Source organism: Tardiphaga sp. 172_B4_N1_3 (assembly GCF_052076035.1).
In the GTDB taxonomy this organism is placed as follows: domain Bacteria; phylum Pseudomonadota; class Alphaproteobacteria; order Rhizobiales; family Xanthobacteraceae; genus Tardiphaga; species Tardiphaga robiniae.
The window spans coordinates 528,367-546,695 of the sequence record NZ_CP197238.1 but is presented as its reverse complement, the minus strand read 5'-3'; the positions used below and the strand labels follow the sequence as shown (position 1 = coordinate 546,695).

Below are 18,329 nucleotides of genomic sequence, written 5' to 3'. Positions count from 1 at the left end.
GAGTTCTCCTCAGCGCGTCAGTTTCTTGTATTTCACGCGATGCGGGATGATCGAATCCTGCCCGAGACGACGCATCTTGTCCTTCTCGTAGTCCTGGAAGTTGCCCTCAAACCATTCCACGTGGCTGTCACCTTCGAAAGCGAGCATATGGGTCGCGATACGGTCGAGGAACCAGCGGTCATGGCTGATGATCACGGCGCAACCGGCGAAGTCTTCCAGCGCCTCTTCCAGCGCGCGTAGCGTGTCGACGTCGAGGTCGTTGGTCGGTTCGTCGAGCAGCAGGACGTTGGCGCCGGACTTCAGCATCTTGGCGAGATGCACGCGGTTGCGTTCACCGCCCGACAATGCGCCGACCTTCTTCTGCTGATCGCCGCCCTTAAAGTTGAACGACGAGCAGTAGCCGCGCGAATTAACTTCCTTCTTGCCGAGCAGGATCAGTTCGTTATTCCCCGAGATTTCCTCCCACACGGTCTTCTTGCCGTCGAGCGCATCGCGCGACTGATCGACATAACCGAGATGAACGGTCTCGCCGACGGTGATCGTGCCGCTATCGGGCTTCTCCTGGCCGGTGATCATCTTGAACAGCGTCGTCTTGCCGGCGCCGTTGGCGCCGATGACGCCGACGATACCGCCGGGCGGCAGCTTGAAGGTCAGATCGTCGATCAGCACGCGATCACCATAGGCCTTGGTGAGGCCTTCGAAGTCGACGACGTTGTCGCCGAGGCGCTCGGCCACCGGAATGGTGATCTGCGCACCCTGGGTCTGCTTCTCGCTGGCCTTCTTGAGCAGCTCGTCATAACGCTGGTAGCGCGCCTTCGACTTGGCCTGACGTGCCTTGGGCGACGAGGCGATCCATTCCTGCTCGCGTTCCAGCGTCTTCTGATGGGCTGCGTCCTCGCGGCCTTCCTGTGCCAGGCGCTTCTGCTTCTGCACCAGCCAGGACGAGTAGTTGCCCTCGTAGGGAATGCCGCGGCCGCGATCGAGTTCGAGAATCCAGGACGTCACATTGTCGAGGAAATAGCGATCATGGGTCACGATCAGGATCGCGCCGGGATAGTTGCGCAGATGGCCTTCCAGCCATGAGACGGACTCGGCGTCGAGATGGTTGGTCGGTTCGTCGAGCAGCAGCAGTTCGGGTGCATCGAGCAGTAGCTTGCAGAGCGCGACGCGGCGGCGTTCACCACCGGAGAGCTTGGTGACGTCGGCATCGTCAGGCGGACAACGCAGCGCATCCATCGCCTGGTCGACCTTGCTGTCGAGATCCCAGAGGCCTTGCGCCTCGATCTCGTCCTGCAGCTTGGTCATCTCGTCAGCGGTCTCTTCCGAGTAGTTCATCGCCAGCTCGTTGTAGCGATCGAGAACAGCCTTCTGCTTGGCGACACCAAGCATGACGTTCTCGCGGACGTTCAAAGACGCATCGAGCTGCGGTTCCTGTTCGAGATAGCCGACGCGCGCGCCCTGCGCGACCCAGGCCTCGCCGGTGTATTCCTTGTCGAGGCCCGCCATGATCTTGAGCAGCGTCGACTTACCGGCGCCGTTGACTCCGAGCACGCCGATCTTGGCGTCCGGGTAAAATGACAAATGGACGTTATCCAGCACCTTGCGGGTCGGATAGGCCTTGGTCAGTCCCTGCATGAAGTAGACGAATTGGCGAGCCATCGTGATCCTTGAAAACCGTCGCGGGCGTGAAAAATGGGTTGTCGCTGATGTAGCGGCGTGGCCCCGAAAGGGCAACCGGGGGTCTTAAGGATTTGGTAACTCTGCACTTCTTCGAGGCAGCCATTATGACAATTAAAACCGCTTTTTAACGACTTCCGCCAAGAGTGCTCCCAGGGCGATCAATCATGCCCCTCGCGACTGAAGTCGCGGGCAGACAGGCGGAGCCTCGTCATGGCGATCATTACATCAGTCCCCTCTTCAGCCGCCGCCGAAACCCGCGCGGCGCGCCCAGGCCTACTCCACGAAATCCGGACGTTCTGGCAGCTGTTCTTCGTCGCCGCCTTCGATCCTTACCGGCCCGAGCAGCATTACATGCGCGGCCCGGGCCCCGCCTGTCGCGCCAAGGACCCGTCCGCGCCGGTCCCGCCCCTCACATTAAGCTGATCGCACTGCCGCCGACGATGCAGACGCTTGCGCACGCCCGCGAGGCGCGCGCAATGTGTCCATCCCCTGACGGCTTCAACACCGTCATCACCACACCGGATGGACGATCCCATGACGCGGCTGCGCTGTGCAATTCTCGACGACTATCAGAACGTGGCCTTGAGACTCGGCGACTGGAGCGTGCTTGACGATCGCATCGAGGTCACGGTCTTCGATAAGCCATTCGCGTCGGCAGACGAGGCAGCCACGGCGCTGAAGGATTTCGAGATCATCTGCGCCATGCGCGAGCGTACGCCATTTCCGCGCGCGATGTTCGAGGCGCTGCAGAAACTCAAGCTGCTGATCACCTCGGGCATGCGCAATGCCGCGATCGATTTCGAGGCTGCGAAGGCTCGTGGCATAACGGTCTGCGGTACCGCGATGGTGGGCAATCCGACGGCCGGCCTGACCATCGGCCTGATGCTGGAACTGACCCGCAAGATCGGCTTTGAAAACGCACGCATGAAGGCCGGCAAGCCCTGGCAGGTTACCGTCGGCGAGGACGTCGAAGGCAAGACGCTGGGAATCATTGGCCTCGGCAAGCTCGGCAGCCAGATCGCCGGCATCGGCCGCGCGCTTGGGATGAAGACCATTGCCTGGAGCACCAATCTGACGCCCGAGGCCTGCGAAAAAGCCGGCGTGACCTATGCCACCAAAGAAGAACTGTTCGCTCAGGCCGACATCATTACGATCCACCTCGTGCTGAGTGATCGCTCACGCGGATTGGTGTCACGGGTGGATCTCGCGCGGATGAAACCGACAGCCTATCTCATCAACACAGCACGCGGCCCGATCGTGGATGAAGTCGCGCTGCTCGAGACCTTGCAGGCCGGGAAAATTGCCGGTGCCGGCATCGACACCTATTCCCATGAACCACTGCCGCTCGACAGCCCGCTGCGCAAGCTCGACAATGTCGTGATCACGCCGCATCTCGGTTATGTCACCGCCGAAAATTACAAGCGGATCTATGCGGAGATGATCGAGGGCATCGGCGGCTGGTTGAACAGCGCCCCAATCCGCAAGCTCAACTGACGCAAGCGCTCACTGCGCAAAGAAAACGGGCGCCGTGTGATTACACAGCGCCCGTTTTCTCGAAATCAGCTGAAAGAAATCAGCGAATGCTGACCGGAGCCGGTAGCGGCTGAACCGATGTCGGCTGGGTACCGGGCAGCGGCGCCGACGCGGCGCTGGCGCTCGGGCCGGGGACCGGCTGCGCGGAGGCGGTCGTTGCCGGAGCCTTGCCCGGCATCACCACCACGCGGGTACCGACCTTGACGCGCTCGAACAGATCCGAGACGTCGTCGTTGAGCATGCCGAAGCAGCCCGACGACACGGACTTGCCGATAGTCGACGGCTGGTTGGTGCCGTGAATACGATAGACCGTCGAGCCGAGATACATGGCGCGGGCACCGAGCGGATTGCCTTCGCCGCCGGCCATAAAGCGCGGCAGATAGGGCTGACGCTCGATCATCTCGGTCGGCGGATGCCAATCCGGCCACTCTGCCTTGCGAGTGATCTTCTGCACACCGTTCCAGGTGAAGCCGTCGCGGCCGACACGGACGCCATAGCGCATCGCGCGGTTGTTGCCGAGCACATAGTACAAATAGAAGTTCGGCGTATCGACGACGATGGTGCCCGCGGGCTCCTTCGTGACGAAATTCACTTCCTGCCGGCGGAACTGCGGCGGCAACTGCGCCGGACCAGTTTCTGGCTGATCTTCCGGAGGCAATGAAGCCACCATCACAGAGCTGCCATTGGCACCAAGACCCTGTCCCTGCACCGAGCCGGTCACAGGGGCACCCTGCCCGCCCATGCCTTCAGGCGGACGCACTGCGCCATCACCGTTGCCACGGTTCGAATAGACCACCGCCGGCGGCGCCATCGGGCGGCCGTAACGCGGGTCGTCCGGCGACATCACCGGCCCCTGCGGCATGGCGCGATCGGAATAAACCGGGGCAGCACCAGCAGGACGACCATAGCGCGGATCATCCGGAGACATCACCGGGCTCTGGGGCGCAATTCCGGGCGCGGACAGCCCCGTCATCGGCCGGCCACCACGAGAGGGCGGCGCGTCCTCTTCGTCGAGTGCGTCAAAGTCCGGCATGGCGTCCAGCGCGCGATCGGCGCGCGAATTGGCCGGATAGCCGCCCGGGGGATAGTTGGGATCGGCCGGAATCGAATAGCCGCTTGGCGTGCCCACAGGATAGCCCTGCGCCACCGCGAGCGAATGACCCGCGACGCTACCGAGAGCCACGGTCGCCAATGTCGTCAAAACACGCTTGATCATCATTGCCCTTGTATAAGCTCAAGCAAAAACCGGAACATGCCGTCAGATCGCGCAGGATAGCGGCGCATTCAAGACAATTCCGGAAAAAAGCTTCCCATTTCGGTCATATTCGCGAGATCACACGCCGGCGTGGCTATCTTGCCTCACCCCCGCTGAAATCACTGCTCAGGAATGCGTCCTCAGTTGTGCATCTCACTTTTTAACAAACGGTTCCTGAGGCCGTGCGTTATCCTCAAATGGTCCTGATTCGCGACGCTTTGGCGGCAGCCGATTCTGCGGAACGGGCCGCTTCCAGTGTTGTCACCGCGTCCCCGTCGTTCGAAAGCCTTCCACGGTCTGTCCGAAGGCGGAACTGCCATTCATGCTTCCGGGTTTCCGATTTCTGTTCGCAGCCGTCCTGCTCACAGTCTCGTTGGTGGTCTTCGGCCTTGGCGCCGCAGCCCTGCTGCGCTCTGCCCATCAGGAATTCGCGAACATTCCGACCAGGCGCGCGCCGCAGGCCGTCTTTGCGCAGCCGCCCGTCGAAGCTCCACCGACATTGGCCATGCTACGCGTCGAGGCACCGGCAGCCCCCACCCCTGAGACTGTCGCGCCGCCAGTGGTCTCCGTGACATCGGCGGCAGAACAGATGCCCCCCATCGCGGCTCCTGCGGAGCCGGAAAAGATCGCCTTGCCCGAGACCGCCGCGCCCCTGTCGACACTGGCCGCACCGACAGTCGAGATGACTGCCCCGGTGGCGGCGACGCCGAAGCCTGAAGTTGTAGCGAAGTCGGAAGCAACCAAGATCGAAGAGCGGGATCCTCTAACGACGGTTGCCGTCGCACCTGCGACCTCCGTCGAACCAGTTGCTGCCCCTCCTCCCGAGCCTGCCACCGTTCCGGCACCAGCCGCCGCAACAGAGGTAGCGGCAGGGCCACAGCCGACAGCCACGCTGACCGATGACGACGCAAGATTGTCTTCGACGAAAATTGCGATGCTGGGTGGACCGCCCATCGATACCGAGTCGGTACCATTGCCGAAAGCCAAGCCTGCTGCAGAGCCCGCCAAGAAGGTCGTGAAGAAGCGCATCACCGTCAAAAAGCGGCGTGTAGCCTCAAGGCCTATGGCTGCCGCTGCACAACAGCCGACCGACCCGTTCGGATTGCCGGTCGCGCGCTGACCTTGATCCCGATTACGCCGGCCCGGTCGCGACGGGTGGACCGTCGGGCTGCCCCCATTCCGACCACGAGCCGTCATAGAGCGCCGAACCGCGCACGCCGAGACGATAAAGCGCCAAAGTCAACACCGCCGCAGATACGCCGGAGCCACATGTGGTGACGATAGGCTTGTCGAGATCGAGCCCCGTGCCGGTGAAGGCTTGGCGCAACTCTTCGAGCGGCTTCATCGTGCCGGTCGCAGCATCGAACAACAGGTTGTAAGGCAGGTTGCGGCTGGCGGGGATGTGACCGGAGCGAATGCCCGCGCGCGGTTCAGGGACACTTCCCTCGAAGCGATTGGCGGCGCGCGCGTCGATCAATTGCTCTTTGCGCGAATCCAGATTGGCAACCACCTGCGCCTTGCTGCGGACGTACGACTTGTCGAGCGTGGCCCTGAAAGTGCCAGGCTTCGGTGACGGCTTTCCGGTTTCTATCGCGCGGCCTTCGGCCTTCCACTTCTTCAGCCCGCCATCGAGCACCTTCACATTGGCATGGCCGTAAGAGAGAAACATCCACCACGCCCGCGGCGCCGCGACCCAGCCACCCGCATCATAGGCGACGACCGTATCATCAGAGGAAATGCCGAGCGCGGCGACATCGCGCGCAAACTGGTCGGCATCAGGATACATATGCGGCAGCGACACAGAGTGATCGGAGACCGCATCGACATCGAAGAACACAGCGCCGGGAATATGCGCAGCGAGATAGTCATCGACCGGCAGTGGCAGCACGCCAGGCATCTTGAACGACGCATCTATGACTTTGACTTTGGGATCGCCCAAATGCGCGGCGAGCCATTCGGTCGAGACAAGAGGATCAGTGGATGCCATGCACAAGTGCCCTTTTATTTTGAAACACCGTCATGGCCGGGTTTGTCCCGGCCATCCACGTCTTCACTCGCGGCAAGACGTGGATACCCGGCATTCGCCGGGCATGACGGCCGAGAGTTACGATTACTTCGACGCCTTCGACTCGACCTTCTCGACCGCGCCGCCCGCATTGCGCCAGGCGGTGAAGCCACCGCCCAGATGCGCCACCGGCTTCAGGCCCATATCGGCTGCGGTCTTGGCCGCCAGCGCCGAGCGCCAGCCGCTGGCGCAATGGAAAATGAATTTCTTGTCTTCCTGGAAGATCGGCTTGCCATAGGGACTTTCCGGATCGATCCAGAATTCCAGCATGCCGCGGGTGCAGGAGAACGAGCCCGGGATCTTGCCTTCGCGTTCGATCTCGCGGGGATCGCGGATATCGACGATGACCACATCCGGGCTTTCCGCCGCTTTCATTACGTCCTCGACGCTCATGGTCTCGATCTGCGCGTTAGCTTCGTCGAGCAGCGCCTTGTAGCCGCGGGTAATCGTCTGCGTCATGCTTTTCGCACCAGTTCCTTCATTGCACCTTCGAGACCTTCAATCGTCAGCGGATACATCCGTTCCGAGAACAGTCGCCGAATGATGGTCGTGGACTCCGAGTAATCCCAGTGCCGCTTGGCGACAGGATTGAGCCACACCGCATTCGGATAGGTCTGCGTGATGCGCTCCAGCCAGACCGAGCCGGACTCTTCGTTCACATGTTCGACCGAACCGCCGGGCACCATGATCTCGTAAGGCGACATCGAGGCATCGCCAACGAACACGATCTTGTAGTCATGGGCATATTTGTGCAGCACGTCCCAAGTCGGCGTGCGGTCCGTGAAGCGACGTTTGTTCTGCTTCCACACGCCTTCATAGAGGCAGTTGTGGAAGTAGAAATACTCCATGTGCTTGAATTCGCTCTTCGCCGCCGAAAACAGTTCCTCGACCTGCTCGATATGCGAATCCATGGATCCGCCGATATCGAAGAACACCAGCACCTTGACCGCGTTGCGCCGTTCCGGACGCATGTGGACGTCGAGATAGCCGTGATTGGCGGTCTCCCGAATCGTGGTGTCGAGATCGAGTTCATCCGGCGCACCGGTGCGGGCAAACTTGCGCAGACGGCGCAGCGCCACCTTGATATTGCGGATTCCAAGCTCGACGTTGCCGTCGAGATCCTTGAACTCGCGCTTGTCCCAGACCTTCACCGCGCGCCGGTGGCGGCTCTTTTCCTGGCCGATACGGATGCCTTCGGGATTGTAGCCTTCGGCACCAAACGGTGATGTCCCGGCGGTGCCGATCCATTTGTTGCCGCCCTGATGACGTTCCTTCTGCTCTTCAAGGCGCTTCCGCAGGGTTTCCATGAGCTTGTCCCAGCCCATGGCCTCGATCTGCTTCTTTTCTTCCTCGGTGAGATATTTCTCGGCGAGCTTCTTCAGCCACTCGGCCGGAATCTCCGCCTTTTCCATGGCGTCGAGCAGGCTCTCAAGCCCCTTGAAGACCGTCCCGAACACCCGATCGAACTTGTCGAGATTGCGCTCGTCCTTCACCAGCGCTGCACGGGACAAATAATAGAAATTCTCCACCGACTGATCAGCGAGGTCGGCGTCGAGCGCCTCCATCAGCGTGAGATATTCGCGCAGGGTCACCGGGACCTGTGCATCGCGCAGCGATGTGAAGAATTGCAAGAACATGATTGACAGATTGCCCGACCACCCGCGTCCGTCAAGGGCCGGATGTGGTAGAAGCCTACACCGCTCCGTGGTGCGCCATCGCGGCGCATATCGGGAATAAGCGAGATTTATCAGTCAAACCGGGGCGAATTCCGCTCCGCGGCATGGTGAAGCAATCGCTTGTCAAATTGCAGGTATTTGTTTCAACAATTCCGGCGTCAGTAACCACGCAGCGCGGTGTCCCGCCATCGGCGGGCATTCTTAGCTATCGTGAAAGCAACGACGGCCATGGTGATGGCCTGTTTTGCTGTCAACGTAGAATCGAATGACCGTACCCACGACACTGACCAGCAGTTCGCCGAGCCGACTCTCCGCGCCAGGTGTGATCGTCACGCTGTTCGTGCTGGCGATGAGCGCGTGCGTGCTCGGGCTTGTCGTCTGGAAGGCGCTCGATGCCCGCCAGACCGTATTGGCGCAAAGCGAAACCGACAGTCGAAACCTCGCACATTCGCTGGTCGAACATGCTTCGCGCTCGATACAGGCCATCGATATCGCCATGAGCGGGATGGCGGATCTGCTGAAGTACCAAAACCCGCAGCCGGATCGCTTCAACACGTTTCTGGCCAACACGGCGAATGCACTGCCACAGCTGCGCGAAATCGGTGTATTCGATACGCTTGGGAACTGGCGCTATTCCTCGCTGCCGGAAACGCCAACGCACAATAATTCCGACCGCGACTATTTCACCTATCATCGCGACCACACCGACTCCAATATCAGGATCAACGCCCCCATCACGTCGCGGCTAACCGGCCGTACATCAATCATCCTGTCGAAGCGGATCGACGGCCCCGACGGCACCTTCAAAGGCGTGCTGACGGGCGCAATCGACAACCAGTACTTCAGCGATTTCTACAAAACATTCCAGATCGGCGAGAGCGGCGGCATCAGCCTGATCCGAAGCGACGGCATACTGCTGATTCACTGGCCATCGATGGAGGTTGGAAAGGACCTCTCCGGAACTCAACTCATTCAGACCCGTCTGAAACAGAGTCTGGCAGGCTTCTACAAGATCGATTCGCCGTTTGACGGTATCACCAAATATTTCAGCTACGAGCAAACCACGCAGTATCCGCTGATCGTGACAGTTGCGATTCCCGAGGATCAGGTGCTGGCCATATGGAAGAGCAACCTGCTGTCCGACGTTATCGTTGCTTCAGTCCTGCTCTGCACCGTGATCCTGCTCGCCGCACTGCTATCGACCCAGTTCCGCTTCCGGCTCAACATGGAACACGCGCTTCGCGAGCGCGAGTCCCGCTATCGCCTGCTCGCCGACAACATCGCCGATGTTATTATCCTGCTCGATCGCTTTGGAAATATCGTCTTCGTCTCGCATTCGGTCGAATTCGTTTTGGGGCATAATCCGAAAGATCTGCTCGGGCGCTCCTGTTTCGAACTGGTGCACCCGGAGGATGTGGAAGCCGTGAAGGCGGCCAGCGCGCAATTAAAAGATCTCACAGCGAACCGCACCGTGATTTTTCGGACTTATCGTGACGACCATTCACTCGCTTGGGTGGAGGTTAACTTCAAACTGGCCACCCGCGAGATCGATCGCGACAAGGTCGAAATCGTAGGCGTGCTACGCGACGTCACCCTTCGAAAAAGCATGCAGGACGAGTTGACGTCGTTGAATACAAAGCTCGCCGAACTCGCGACCACTGACGGGCTGACGGGGCTCGCCAACCGCCGCACACTCGACGGCTTTCTGCGCCGCGTCTTTGAGCAGCACGACGAGATGTCGGTGCTGCTGATCGATGTCGACAACTTCAAGGGCTATAATGACAGCAACGGCCATCAGGCCGGCGACGAATGCCTGAAACGCGTCGCATCCGTCATCGCCGACGCCACGATCAATACGCCGGCATTGTCCGCACGTTATGGCGGCGAGGAGTTCGCCATCATTTTGCCCGACGTATCCGAGGCCGATGCGATCACTGTCGCGGAAGCCCTGCGCCTTCGGGTCAGGGCATTGGAGATTCCAAATATGGCATCAACCCGTGGCCACCTGTCGATCAGCGTCGGCGTCGCAAGACGGAACAGCCTGACCTCGAACGAAGCCGTCCTGGTCGGCGAGGCAGATCTGGCGCTTTACGAGGCCAAACGACGTGGTCGAGATTGCGTCGTCGCCAATTCGGCGCTGCAACGCGAATATTTCAGCGCGGGCTTTTCGCACAACGGCTGATCCGCCAATTGCCGCCAGACCGTCTGGCTTTTCCCCGCCATGATATGTTCTTCGTCATCGCAAAAGGTCCCGCGAAGTGCCCGGAATGGTGGCTGGACCTGACCAATAATTCAATTAAACTTCGCCCGGAAACGTGCCGGCTGGCCAAATTGGCCGACGGCTGATGATCACAACAGGAATGGCGCGTCACTTGATGTCGCCCGCGAAGGATTGATCCATGGGAATTCTCGCAGCATTGCTGATCGGCGCCATTGCTGGCTGGCTGGCCGGGTTGATCGTTCGTGGCGCCGGCTTCGGCCTGCTCGGCAATATCGTCATCGGCATCATCGGCGCACTGGTCGCTGGCTGGCTGCTGCCGCGCCTGGGTGTGAGCCTTGGCGTTGGGGCGATCCGCGACATCATCAACGCCACCATCGGCGCGGTGATCGTGCTCGTCATCCTGTCGCTGATCCGGCGCTGACGTCGCATCCCCTCACTCTGCGATCGCCTACCGCGATTCCCATCATTTTCGGCGGCGCGCGTCCGCGCGACAAGAAGAACAAGGCAAAGTCTCCATGAAATTTACCGGCACCGAAAACTATGTCGCGACCGATGATCTCAAGGTCGCGGTCAATGCCGCTATCGTGCTCGAACGCCCGCTGCTGGTGAAGGGCGAGCCTGGCACCGGCAAGACCGTACTGGCCGAGGAAGTCGCCAAGGCGCTGGGCGCACCGCTGCTGACCTGGCACATCAAGTCGACCACAAAGGCGCAGCAGGGCCTCTACGAATACGATGCCGTCTCGCGCCTGCGCGACAGCCAGCTCGGCGATCCCCGCGTCTCGGATATCGGCAACTACATCAAGCGCGGCAAGCTGTGGGAAGCTTTCACCCATGCAGAGCGACCGGTGCTGCTGATCGACGAAATCGACAAGGCTGACATCGAATTCCCGAACGACCTTCTGCTCGAGCTCGACCGCATGGAATTCCATGTTTACGAGACCGGCGAGACCATCAAGGCGGCAAAGCGCCCGATCGTGATGATCACATCGAACAACGAGAAGGAATTGCCCGACGCGTTTCTGCGCCGTTGCTTCTTCCACTACATCAAGTTCCCCGACATCGACACCATGAACCAGATCGTCGAGGTCCACTTCCCCGGCATCAAGCATCGCCTCGTCGCCGAAGCGATGCGTATTTTCTTCGAGGTGCGCGACGTGCCCGGCCTCAAGAAGAAGCCATCGACGTCGGAACTGCTCGACTGGCTGAAGCTGCTGGTCAATGAGGATATGTCGCCGGAGATGCTGCGGGAGCGCGACCCGCGCAAGCTGATCCCGCCGCTGCATGGTGCGCTGTTGAAGAACGAGCAGGACGTGCACCTGTTCGAGCGGCTGGCGTTTTTGAACAGACGGGAAGTCTGATCCACCATCGAGGTATACAGCCTTCACGGAAAACCGCCCTCAGGGGCGGTTTTTTAATACCTATTTCGCAGATATTTTCCAATTTCAGTATACATAAACTGGTTCTAATCCCCGTTTTATTGAGATATCGTCCCTTCAAACGCCACCCCTGTATACAGACAGGACTCAAGAACTGCGCCACGGAGGAATACGATGCCCGCTTCATTCCCGTTGAACGCCTGGTACGCCGCCGCCTGGGATGCCGACATCAAGCACCAGCTTTTCCCGCGCACGATCTGCGGCAAGCATGTGGTGATCTACCGACGCTCCGATGGCGGCGTCAGCGCGCTGGAGGATGCCTGTTGGCACCGACTGGTGCCGCTCTCCAAGGGACGTCTCGAGGGCGACACGGTGGTCTGCGGCTATCACGGCCTGAAATACAACGCGCAAGGCCGCTGCACCTTTATGCCCTCGCAGGAGACCATCAATCCCTCCGCCTGCGTGCGCTCCTATCCCGTGGTCGAGCGGCATCGCTTCATCTGGCTGTGGATGGGCGACCCGGCGCTGGCAGATCCGGCACTAGTGCCGGACATGCACTGGAATGACGATCCTGAATGGGCCGGCGACGGCAAGACGATTCACGCGAAGTGCGACTACCGCCTCGTGGTCGACAATCTGATGGATCTCACCCACGAGACATTCGTGCACGGCTCCAGCATCGGCCAGGACGACGTCGCTGAATCTCCTTTCGATGTCACCCACGGCGACAAGACCGTGACGGTGACGCGCTGGATGAAGGGCATCGAAGCGCCGCCATTCTGGGCTGCGCAGCTGCGCAAGCCTGGCCCCGTCGATCGCTGGCAGATCATCCACTTCCAGGCGCCGAGCACGGTGAATATCGACGTCGGCGTCGCACCGGCCGGAACCGGCGCTCCGGAAGGCGATCGTTCGCAGGGCGTCAACGGCTTCGTGCTCAACACCATGACGCCGGAAACCGAGACCACCTGCCACTATTTCTGGGCCTTTGTACGCAACCACCGCATCACCGAACAGAAGATCACCACGGAAATCCGCGAAGGCGTCGCGGGTATTTTCCGCGAGGACGAGATCATTCTCGAAGCGCAGCAGAAGGCGATGACCGAGAATCCGGACCGCGTATTTTACAACCTCAATATCGATGCCGGTGCCATGTGGTGCCGACGGGTGATCGACCGCATGGTGGCGAAGGAAAGTACGCCACCCAAACTGCAGGCGGCAGAGTAAAATCATGAGCGAACGCGATACCGAACGCTCCGTCTCGCAGACCGTGCGCGCACAGCTCGCTCTGCGTGACATGATCCTCTCCGGCACGCTGCGCCCGGGCGAACGCATCAGCGAGCTGCAGGCCGTGGAGATCACCAGCGTGTCGCGCACGCCGGTGCGCCTCGCACTGGTGCGTCTGGAAGATGAGGGCCTGCTGCAGGCGATCCCGTCCGGCGGCTTCATGGTGAAGGCGTTTTCCGAGCGCGACATTCTCGACTCCATCGAACTGCGCGGTACGCTGGAAGGCCTCGCAGCCCGCTTCGCCGCGGAGCGCGGCGCCAGCGCCCGCAACCTTGAACCACTGAAAGAATGTCTGTCGGATCTGGATCAACTGGTGCGGCAGGATCCGATCTCGGTCGAGGCCTTTTCAGCCTATGTCACCATGAACGCCCGTTTCCATGCGCTGCTGACTGACCTTTCCGGCAGCGCGCCGGTGATCCGGCAGATAGATCGTGTTTCGGCGATGCCGTTTGCCTCGCCCAGCGCCTTCGTGATGGCGCAGTCGGCGCTGCCGGAAGCGCACAACATCCTGCTGATCGGCCAAGAACATCACCGCATCGTCGTCGACGCCATCGAGAATCGCGAAGGTGCGCGCGCCGAGGCGATCATGCGTGAGCACGCGCGGCTTGCCGTGCGCAATCTGCGGCTGGCACTGCGCAATCGCAATCATCTCGACCTGCTGCCTGCACTGGCATTGCTGACCTCGACACCGGCGGATTGACGGAGACCTTCATGCGTTTTGCAGAACACTGGATGGGATGCCGCGTCGAGGCCACGCGCAATGTGGCGCCGAACATTCGCGAGATCACGCTGAAGCCGGATACACCGCTGTCGTCCTACCCTCTCGGCAGCCACATCAATGTCAGCCTCCTGATCGACGGCCAGCCACAGACGCGATCCTATTCGCTGGTCGGAGAACGCAGCAACGAGTTGCTGCGTATCGCTGTGCGGCTGGCACCGGATAGCCGCGGCGGCTCCAAAGCCATGTGGGCACTGCAAGTCGGCGCGCGGCTGGAGATCTCCAGCCCGTCATCGCTCTACGACATCGACTGGAATCGTGGGACATACTGCCTGATCGCCGGCGGCATCGGCATCACGCCGATCACCGGCATTGCCGCGGCGCTCCACAGCAAAGCCATCGACCTGCAGCTGCATTATGCGGTGAAGGCTCGCAGCGAAGCCGCCTATCTCGATGAACTATCGACGCTGCTTGGCGACCGCCTGACGGTGCACGCCAGCCGTGAAGGTGCTCGACTGGATTTCACCGCGACCTTTGCTGCCCTGCCTCCCGATGCCATCGTCATCCTCTGTGGCCCGATGCGGATGCTGGAAGCAGCCCGGCGCGAATGGAACGCTGCCGGGCGCGCGCCCGCTGATCTGCGCTATGAAACATTCGGCTCCAGCGGTCTCCTGCCAACTACGGAATTTCGCGTCCGGCTGAAGGACAGCGGTGCCGAGATCGTGGTCCCGCAAAGCCGCTCGATGCTGGCAGCGCTCAACGAGGCCGGCTTCGAGGTGATGTCGGACTGCGAACGCGGCGAATGCGGGGTCTGCGCCATCGATGTCCTCGCCATCGACGGCGAAATCGATCATCGCGACGTGTTCTTCAGCGATCACCAGAAGAGCGGCAACACGAAGATTTGTCCCTGCGTCTCGCGCGTCGTCGGCACGGTGACGGTGGATACGTTGTATCAGCCGGACGCTGTCTGACCGTCAGCGTTCACCGCGCAGCGACGCAATCATCGACATGATCGCGAGCAGGATGACCACGGCGCCATAGACATAGGCCACGACGGCCAGTCCGGCATACGGCACAGCCACACCTGCAGCGAGTGCTGGCAGGCTGAAGGCCAGATAGGACAACACATAGAACGCCGCCAGCAAACCGGCGCGCTGATGCGCCTCGGCGGTCGGCAGCAGCGTGCTCAGCGAGCCGGCGAAGGACGCGCCGAAGCCGAAACCTGCGATCACCGAACCGGCAAACAGCATCGCAACGCTGTGCTGCCAGATGCCGAGCAGCGAGACGAGGACGCCCAGCGACAGTGCGGCCGTGCCAATCACCAGCAACCGCTGCGCCGGAAGCTGCCGAAGGGCGGCCACGGTCAGTGCTGCAGCGAGCATCAGGGTCGCGACCACGACGCCGCCGACCCAAGGCGCGGAGACGCCCATCGTTGTTGCGACCACCGTGGGCATCAAGGACAGAGAGAAGCCGCCCAACGCCCATGTGGCGACGGTGGCCGGTGCAACGCGCAGCAGCGCGGCGCGCGATTGGCTGGGCACGCGCACATGCGGCCGCAGCGAGGCCAGCGCGCCCGATTTGCGCGACACGGTCTCGGGCATCACGAACAGCAGCACGATCATCACGGCCGTCAGCGCGAATAGAACCTCATAGACCAGATGCAGCGGATCGGGCGCGAAGGTGACGAGCGCCGCCGCGCCGAGCGCGCCGACCATCAGGCCAAGAAAGGCGGTCACGCTGTTGAGGAGCGGTCCGCGCTTGCGGTCAGTATCGAGGATCGCAGCGCCCAATGCCGTTGTCGCCGTGCCGACGCACAGGCCCTGCACGGCACGCGCGAGGATCAATTGCCCGACGTCACTGGCATAAGAGAACAGCACCATCGCGATGGCATTGAGCAGCAGACCGCCGAGAATGACCGGACGGCGTCCGACATAATCGGACAGGCCGCCGACGGTCAGCAACGCCGCCAGCAGGCTGATCGCATAGACCGCGAACACCAGCGTGATCATCAGCGGCGAGAGGTGCATCGACTGTTGGTAGAGCCGGTACAGCGGCGTCACCGCGCTGCTGCTGGCTGCGACCAGCGCGGCTCCGGCAAAACTGAATGCCGTCATGGCCGATGGCTTCAACACCCAACCGCCTCTGGCTGGTGATGCTTGAGCATTGGAAACACACGTCTTTTCGGCGCTGCCTTGCATGGCCCGTTCCTAAAAGCTAAGTAGTTGCATTAGGCATCTAGGTCGCCCGAGAGCTTAATGCAAATATTTTGCGTTAAGAATCTCAGTTTTTCGCACATGTGCGACCGTGGGAGAACGATGTGACGGTGAAGGAACGAGTCCGGATCGGTGGACGCAGCGCGCGGATACAGAGCGCCGTGCATGATGCTGTCCGCAAATTGGGGGCTCTTTCCACCCGAAACCAGATCACCGTGCCGCAGATCGCTGCCGAGGCTGGTGTGACGCCGTCGACCATCTATCGGCGCTGGGGCGATCTCTCCGCGCTGCTCGCCGACGTCGCCGTGGCGCGGCTGCGGCCGATCGCAGATCCCGACGACACTGGTGCGGTCGAAACCGATCTGCGCGCCTTCATCGAGCAATATGCCGAAGAGATGTCGTCCCCAGTCGGCCAGGCCTTGATGCGGGACGTGTTGTCGGCCCTGAAGGAGGGACTGCCCAGCGCCTGCGCGGGCTTCACCTGCGATCACCTCACCACCCTTAACGCACGCGCCAAAGCGCGCGGCGAGACGCCCTTCGACATCGACGAGGTGATTGACCATGTGGTGGCGCCGATCATCTATCGCGCGCTATTCAGCGAACAGATACCGACACCCGATTATTGCAATCGCCTGATTGACCGGATTTATCCGCCAGCCCGCAAGCGACGCACCGCCGTCTGATCGTCAGCGCGGCTTCTCGTCCAGCTGATAGGTCAGATGCGCCTTCACCGTCGGCCATTCGCCGGGCAAGATACTATAGACAACCGTGTCGCGCAGCGTGCCGTTCGGCGCGATCTGGTGATTGCGCAGGATGCCGTCCTGCTTGGCGCCGAGCCGCTCAATGGCGCGACGGGACTGATGGTTGAAGAAATGCGTGCGGAATTCCACCGCGATGCAATCCAGCTTCTCGAACGCACGCCCGAGCAACAGCAGCTTGCACTGGGTGTTGAGCGCGGTGCGCTGCACCCACTTGCCATACCAGGTCGAACCGATCTCGACCCGGCGGTTGGCGGCATCGGCATTCATATAGGTCGTCATGCCGGCGATCTTGCCGTCGGCATCTTTCACCGTGAATGGCAGCATCGCGCCTGATGCCTGCAGAGCGAGCCGACGGTCAATCTCGGCACTCATCTTTTCGGGCGTTGGGATCGCCGTGTACCAGATCTTCGAAAGATCGCCCGACCTGGCGGCCTCGATCAGGCCATCGCAGTGATCTTTGGCAAGAGGTTCGAGCCGGGCGTGAGGTCCATTGAGCGTAACGGGTTCAAGCCACGGCATCGGTCTTCCTTCGTTCTAGACGCGCGATCGGACGCAAAACCGGCTTCCACTTTTGCTGATCGCGCTCGGGCTACTTGTTCAAGAAATTGAGCGGCAAGCCACCGCGCGGCCAGTCCATCGCGATCAGCTCGCCCTTGCCCGACAGCGTGATATAGGCCGTCTTCAGCTCGGGGCCGCCGAATGCGATATTCGTGGTGACGCGGTCGCCAGTTTGTATCTGTTCCACCAATTTTCCGTCCGGCGCAATCACCGAGATGCAGCCGCTGACCAGCGTTGCGACGCAGACATTGCCGGAGGCTTCAACCGCGAGAGAATCGAACATCTGGTAACCGCCAAGACCCGCGATGGGTCGACCGCGCTCGCCGCGATAGATCACATCAGCCGGCTTCACCTCACCGGGTGCACCGACGTCAAAGGCCCACAGCCGCGCCGTCGGCGTCTCGGCCACATAAACGGTCTTCTCGTCCGGCGACAGGCCGATGCCATTCGCGGGCAACATGCCGAAATGACCTTCGACGACCTCGGTCGCACCCGGCTTCATGTAATAGAACGCGCCGACATCCATGTCGCGATGGCGACGCTTGCCGAGATCGGTGAACCAGAGCCCACCCTGCTTGTCGAACACCAGATCGTTCGGTCCCTTCAGCGGATGCGCGCCGCATTTGTCGAACAGGGTTTCGACCTTGCCGTTAGAGAGATCCACGCGCTGGATCGAGCCGCCGATATATTCATGCGGCTCCGGTGCACCGGGCATGATGGCGCCGCGCGACGCCGCCCAGCTGAAGCCACCATTGTTGCAGAGATACATCTTGCCGTCAGGGCCGAGCGCTGCGCCGTTCGGGCCACCCGGGATTTTCGCGACCACTTCCTTGCGGCCATCGGGCCACACCCGCGTCAGTTGCTGCGCACGGATCTCGACCAGAATTACGGAGCCGTCCGGCATCACCACCGGGCCTTCGGGGAATGCGAGATCGGTGGCGAGGACGCGGATGTTGGGACTGGACATGGAAACTCCCTGACATTTTCTT

At 61.3% G+C, this 18,329-nt stretch carries 18 protein-coding genes; 10 read left to right on the top strand and 8 right to left on the bottom strand.

What is annotated here, in order from left to right; genetic code table 11:
* Window positions 1–9: 9 nt before the first annotated feature.
* The gene (ettA, locus tag AB7783_RS02415; protein ID WP_089267386.1) at window positions 10–1,659 is read right to left on the bottom strand and encodes an energy-dependent translational throttle protein EttA; all 1,650 of its coding nucleotides are present in this window, start codon (window positions 1,657–1,659) and stop codon (window positions 10–12) included.
* 231 nt (window positions 1,660–1,890) lie between these two features.
* Between ettA and AB7783_RS02410 the strand changes: the two genes are divergently transcribed.
* Together AB7783_RS02410 and AB7783_RS02405 are read left to right on the top strand one after the other, a co-directional pair.
* Window positions 1,891–2,103, top strand: a complete 213-nt coding sequence (locus tag AB7783_RS02410) for a hypothetical protein (RefSeq protein WP_441276713.1) — start codon at window positions 1,891–1,893, stop codon at window positions 2,101–2,103.
* Window positions 2,104–2,214: 111 nt separating this feature from the next.
* A complete protein-coding gene (locus AB7783_RS02405) occupies window positions 2,215–3,174 on the top strand; it encodes a D-2-hydroxyacid dehydrogenase family protein (RefSeq protein ID WP_441276712.1) in 960 nt (319 codons plus the stop codon).
* Window positions 3,175–3,253: 79 nt separating this feature from the next.
* On the opposite strand, the gene AB7783_RS02400 is transcribed toward AB7783_RS02405, so the two are convergent.
* Complete coding sequence (locus AB7783_RS02400; RefSeq protein ID WP_441276711.1) at window positions 3,254–4,432, bottom strand: L,D-transpeptidase family protein; 1,179 nt, start codon at window positions 4,430–4,432, stop codon at window positions 3,254–3,256.
* Between the two features lie 358 nt (window positions 4,433–4,790).
* Between AB7783_RS02400 and AB7783_RS02395 the strand changes: the two genes are divergently transcribed.
* On the top strand, window positions 4,791–5,588 hold the full coding sequence (locus AB7783_RS02395) for a hypothetical protein (RefSeq protein ID WP_441276710.1): 798 nt from the start codon (window positions 4,791–4,793) through the stop codon (window positions 5,586–5,588).
* A gap of 12 nt (window positions 5,589–5,600) precedes the next feature.
* Here AB7783_RS02395 and sseA read toward each other — a convergent pair whose 3' ends face one another.
* The 3 genes from sseA to AB7783_RS02380 all read right to left on the bottom strand — a co-directional run bounded on the left by sseA (window position 5,601) and on the right by AB7783_RS02380 (window position 8,170).
* Complete coding sequence (gene sseA / locus AB7783_RS02390; RefSeq protein ID WP_441276709.1) at window positions 5,601–6,455, bottom strand: 3-mercaptopyruvate sulfurtransferase; 855 nt, start codon at window positions 6,453–6,455, stop codon at window positions 5,601–5,603.
* A gap of 123 nt (window positions 6,456–6,578) precedes the next feature.
* On the bottom strand, window positions 6,579–6,992 hold the full coding sequence (locus AB7783_RS02385; protein ID WP_439057670.1) for a rhodanese-like domain-containing protein: 414 nt from the start codon (window positions 6,990–6,992) through the stop codon (window positions 6,579–6,581).
* Complete coding sequence (locus tag AB7783_RS02380) at window positions 6,989–8,170, bottom strand: vWA domain-containing protein (protein WP_068732219.1); 1,182 nt, start codon at window positions 8,168–8,170, stop codon at window positions 6,989–6,991. The genes AB7783_RS02385 and AB7783_RS02380 overlap by 4 nt, the downstream gene beginning before the upstream one ends.
* A gap of 304 nt (window positions 8,171–8,474) precedes the next feature.
* Between AB7783_RS02380 and AB7783_RS02375 the strand changes: the two genes are divergently transcribed.
* The 6 genes from AB7783_RS02375 to AB7783_RS02350 all read left to right on the top strand — a co-directional run bounded on the left by AB7783_RS02375 (window position 8,475) and on the right by AB7783_RS02350 (window position 14,779).
* Window positions 8,475–10,391, top strand: a complete 1,917-nt coding sequence (locus tag AB7783_RS02375) for a diguanylate cyclase (RefSeq protein WP_441276708.1) — start codon at window positions 8,475–8,477, stop codon at window positions 10,389–10,391.
* Between the two features lie 217 nt (window positions 10,392–10,608).
* Window positions 10,609–10,851 (top strand): GlsB/YeaQ/YmgE family stress response membrane protein, encoded by a 243-nt coding sequence (locus AB7783_RS02370; protein ID WP_068732215.1) that lies wholly within the window; start codon window positions 10,609–10,611, stop codon window positions 10,849–10,851.
* Window positions 10,852–10,945: 94 nt separating this feature from the next.
* Entirely contained in the window at window positions 10,946–11,788 is an 843-nt protein-coding gene (locus AB7783_RS02365) for an AAA family ATPase (RefSeq protein WP_068732213.1), read from the top strand.
* 192 nt (window positions 11,789–11,980) lie between these two features.
* On the top strand, window positions 11,981–13,030 hold the full coding sequence (locus AB7783_RS02360; protein WP_089267395.1) for an aromatic ring-hydroxylating dioxygenase subunit alpha: 1,050 nt from the start codon (window positions 11,981–11,983) through the stop codon (window positions 13,028–13,030).
* Between the two features lie 4 nt (window positions 13,031–13,034).
* Window positions 13,035–13,790 carry a GntR family transcriptional regulator gene (locus tag AB7783_RS02355; RefSeq protein ID WP_439057667.1) on the top strand — a complete coding sequence of 252 codons (756 nt, stop codon included), beginning with the start codon at window positions 13,035–13,037 and terminating at the stop codon, window positions 13,788–13,790.
* 11 nt (window positions 13,791–13,801) lie between these two features.
* Window positions 13,802–14,779, top strand: a complete 978-nt coding sequence (locus tag AB7783_RS02350; RefSeq protein WP_441276707.1) for a PDR/VanB family oxidoreductase — start codon at window positions 13,802–13,804, stop codon at window positions 14,777–14,779.
* A 3-nt stretch (window positions 14,780–14,782) separates the two neighbouring features.
* Here AB7783_RS02350 and AB7783_RS02345 read toward each other — a convergent pair whose 3' ends face one another.
* Entirely contained in the window at window positions 14,783–15,922 is a 1,140-nt protein-coding gene (locus AB7783_RS02345; protein WP_439076392.1) for an MFS transporter, read from the bottom strand.
* Between the two features lie 203 nt (window positions 15,923–16,125).
* Between AB7783_RS02345 and AB7783_RS02340 the strand changes: the two genes are divergently transcribed.
* Window positions 16,126–16,704, top strand: a complete 579-nt coding sequence (locus AB7783_RS02340; protein WP_439070762.1) for a TetR/AcrR family transcriptional regulator — start codon at window positions 16,126–16,128, stop codon at window positions 16,702–16,704.
* 3 nt (window positions 16,705–16,707) lie between these two features.
* Here AB7783_RS02340 and AB7783_RS02335 read toward each other — a convergent pair whose 3' ends face one another.
* Window positions 16,708–17,301 (bottom strand): GNAT family N-acetyltransferase, encoded by a 594-nt coding sequence (locus AB7783_RS02335; RefSeq protein WP_441276706.1) that lies wholly within the window; start codon window positions 17,299–17,301, stop codon window positions 16,708–16,710.
* A gap of 70 nt (window positions 17,302–17,371) precedes the next feature.
* Window positions 17,372–18,307 (bottom strand): SMP-30/gluconolactonase/LRE family protein, encoded by a 936-nt coding sequence (locus AB7783_RS02330; RefSeq protein ID WP_439057662.1) that lies wholly within the window; start codon window positions 18,305–18,307, stop codon window positions 17,372–17,374.
* Window positions 18,308–18,329: the final 22 nt, after the last annotated feature.

Excerpts from the sequence above, each read along its gene's own strand:
- AB7783_RS02375 (WP_441276708.1), top strand. The coding sequence starts at position 8,475 with ATGACCGTACCCACGACACTGACCAGCAGTTCGCCGAGCCGACTCTCC.
- AB7783_RS02405 (WP_441276712.1), top strand. The coding sequence starts at position 2,215 with ATGACGCGGCTGCGCTGTGCAATTCTCGACGACTATCAGAACGTGGCC.
- AB7783_RS02410 (WP_441276713.1), top strand. The coding sequence starts at position 1,891 with ATGGCGATCATTACATCAGTCCCCTCTTCAGCCGCCGCCGAAACCCGC.
- AB7783_RS02355 (WP_439057667.1), top strand. The coding sequence starts at position 13,035 with ATGAGCGAACGCGATACCGAACGCTCCGTCTCGCAGACCGTGCGCGCA.
- ettA (WP_089267386.1), bottom strand. The coding sequence starts at position 1,659 with ATGGCTCGCCAATTCGTCTACTTCATGCAGGGACTGACCAAGGCCTAT.
- AB7783_RS02385 (WP_439057670.1), bottom strand. The coding sequence starts at position 6,992 with ATGACGCAGACGATTACCCGCGGCTACAAGGCGCTGCTCGACGAAGCT.
- AB7783_RS02360 (WP_089267395.1), top strand. The coding sequence starts at position 11,981 with ATGCCCGCTTCATTCCCGTTGAACGCCTGGTACGCCGCCGCCTGGGAT.
- AB7783_RS02330 (WP_439057662.1), bottom strand. The coding sequence starts at position 18,307 with ATGTCCAGTCCCAACATCCGCGTCCTCGCCACCGATCTCGCATTCCCC.
- AB7783_RS02400 (WP_441276711.1), bottom strand. The coding sequence starts at position 4,432 with ATGATGATCAAGCGTGTTTTGACGACATTGGCGACCGTGGCTCTCGGT.
- AB7783_RS02350 (WP_441276707.1), top strand. The coding sequence starts at position 13,802 with ATGCGTTTTGCAGAACACTGGATGGGATGCCGCGTCGAGGCCACGCGC.
- AB7783_RS02365 (WP_068732213.1), top strand. The coding sequence starts at position 10,946 with ATGAAATTTACCGGCACCGAAAACTATGTCGCGACCGATGATCTCAAG.
- AB7783_RS02380 (WP_068732219.1), bottom strand. The coding sequence starts at position 8,170 with ATGTTCTTGCAATTCTTCACATCGCTGCGCGATGCACAGGTCCCGGTG.
- sseA (WP_441276709.1), bottom strand. The coding sequence starts at position 6,455 with ATGGCATCCACTGATCCTCTTGTCTCGACCGAATGGCTCGCCGCGCAT.
- AB7783_RS02370 (WP_068732215.1), top strand. The coding sequence starts at position 10,609 with ATGGGAATTCTCGCAGCATTGCTGATCGGCGCCATTGCTGGCTGGCTG.
- AB7783_RS02395 (WP_441276710.1), top strand. The coding sequence starts at position 4,791 with ATGCTTCCGGGTTTCCGATTTCTGTTCGCAGCCGTCCTGCTCACAGTC.
- AB7783_RS02335 (WP_441276706.1), bottom strand. The coding sequence starts at position 17,301 with ATGCCGTGGCTTGAACCCGTTACGCTCAATGGACCTCACGCCCGGCTC.
- AB7783_RS02345 (WP_439076392.1), bottom strand. The coding sequence starts at position 15,922 with ATGACGGCATTCAGTTTTGCCGGAGCCGCGCTGGTCGCAGCCAGCAGC.